Genomic DNA, 1,717 nt, shown 5'->3' with positions numbered 1-1,717 from the left:
AGTCATAACAAGCCATGAAAACCGCCACTGCGCCGTTACCACCGCTGCGTTCGGTCAAGGTTCTGGACCAGTTGCGTGAGCGCATACGCTACTTGCATTATAGCTTACGAACCGAACAGGCTTATGTGGCTCTTCGTCGATGCGGTGGGGGGTCAGCTGAGGAGGCCGCCGGCGGCGAGCAACATCCGCAGCCGATAGTTGTCGCGGTTGCGGTAGCCGCGGGCCAGCCGCCTGTGAAGTTCGATGATGCCGTTGACGGCCTCGGTGCCACCGTTGTTCGCCCGGTCGGTGTCGAAGTAGGCCAGGAACGCCTCACGCCAACGCCGCAGAGTCCGTCCGAGACGGGCGACCTCGGGGATCGGGCAGGTGTGGAACGAAGTAAGGATCTTCTCAGCGCGGCCGCGCCCGACGGTAGCGTCCTTGGAGCGGTAGGCGGCTCGGAGGTCTTGAGCGCAGCGCCACGCGACGTAGACCTCTTCGTGCGCCTCGTCCGCACCGATCGCACGTTCCAGGCGCGCGACCTGGCGGTCGGTGAGGTTCTCGGCCCCGGCGCGCAGGATCGTCTGGATACCGAACAGCGGGTCGCCCTTGCGGCCGCGGTGCCCGGTGGTGTCCTGCTGGACGCGGCGGCGGACCTCGTCGACGACCTGGGTGCCGAGCTTGACGACATGGAACGCATCCAAGACCGCCCTGGCGTCGGCGAGCTCGGCGTCGATCGCCGCCTTGTAGCCGCCGAACGGGTCCAGCGCAGCGACCTCGATGGCCGCGCGAAACGCGGGGCCGCGGTCGGTGAGCCAGTCGGCGTAGGCCTTCTTCGAGCGGCCTGGGACCAGATCAAGGAGCCGGGCGTGGATGCGCCCGTGGCTGTCGCGCGTCAGATCGACCATCCCGGTCAGTTCCTTGGGTCCGCGCTCACGCACGTCGCCGTGGTGCCAGATGTGCTCGTCGACGCCCAACGAGGTGACGCCCGCGAACCGGACCGGGTCCGCAGCCAGACGTTCCAGCTCGGGCTTGACCGCGCGCCACAGGGTCGCCCACCCGACCCCGAGGCGGCGGGCGAGCCCCGCGATCGTGGCGTGCTCACGGCGCAGCTGCCCGAGGGCCCACGTCACCGCCCGGCGGGTGAGCACCCCGCGGGCGGCGACCAGGACCGGGAGCTGCTCGACGAACGTGCCGCGCGGGCAAGCCGCTTCCGTGCAGCGCCAGCGTCGCTGCCGCCAGGCGACCTGCACCCCCACGTCGCCGTGCGGCACGTCGCGCAGCACCCGCATCCTCCGTCCTCGGCTGACCGCGACGCCCCCGCAGTCCGGGCACCCCATCAGCTGCCAGGGTGTGGAGACCATCACTCGCATCGCGGTCGAGCTCCGCGTCACAGCCTCGACCCGGACGCCGTCCAGGCCGAGCAGAATGTCACAGCGAACGCAGGGGTCAGTAGTTGGGCGCGCGTCGGCGCACCCCGTAGCGTGAGACACGTCGAGGTCCTCGAGATCGATCAGGTTGCTTGGTCGCTCCTGATTCTCGAGGACCTCGACCCCTACCTGATGCTCAACCCGTCGGACCCGTCACTCCCCACCGCAACGGCGAAGAGCCGCTTATGTCCACTGGGTGGCTCTGTTGCAAAGATTGGCGGCAGTCAGAGGTAGGCTGTCGCTCTGCGCCGATCAGGCGGCTGCTGCGAAATGGTGGTTGAGCATGCCCATGGCCTCCGTCAGCGCCG

Annotated in this window: 1 protein-coding gene; it reads right to left on the bottom strand. The window is 68.8% G+C overall.

Translation table 11 applies throughout. From position 1 onward, the window contains the following. Positions 1 to 152: 152 nt before the first annotated feature. The gene (locus C1729_RS14185; RefSeq protein WP_102510787.1) at positions 153 to 1,472 is read right to left on the bottom strand and encodes an ISL3 family transposase; all 1,320 of its coding nucleotides are present in this window, start codon (positions 1,470 to 1,472) and stop codon (positions 153 to 155) included. Positions 1,473 to 1,717 lie beyond the last annotated feature (245 nt).

It is taken from the genome of Sanguibacter massiliensis (assembly GCF_900240335.1).
GTDB lineage: Bacteria > Actinomycetota > Actinomycetes > Actinomycetales > Cellulomonadaceae > Flavimobilis > Flavimobilis massiliensis.
This window is presented reverse-complemented; position numbering and strand designations above follow the sequence as displayed.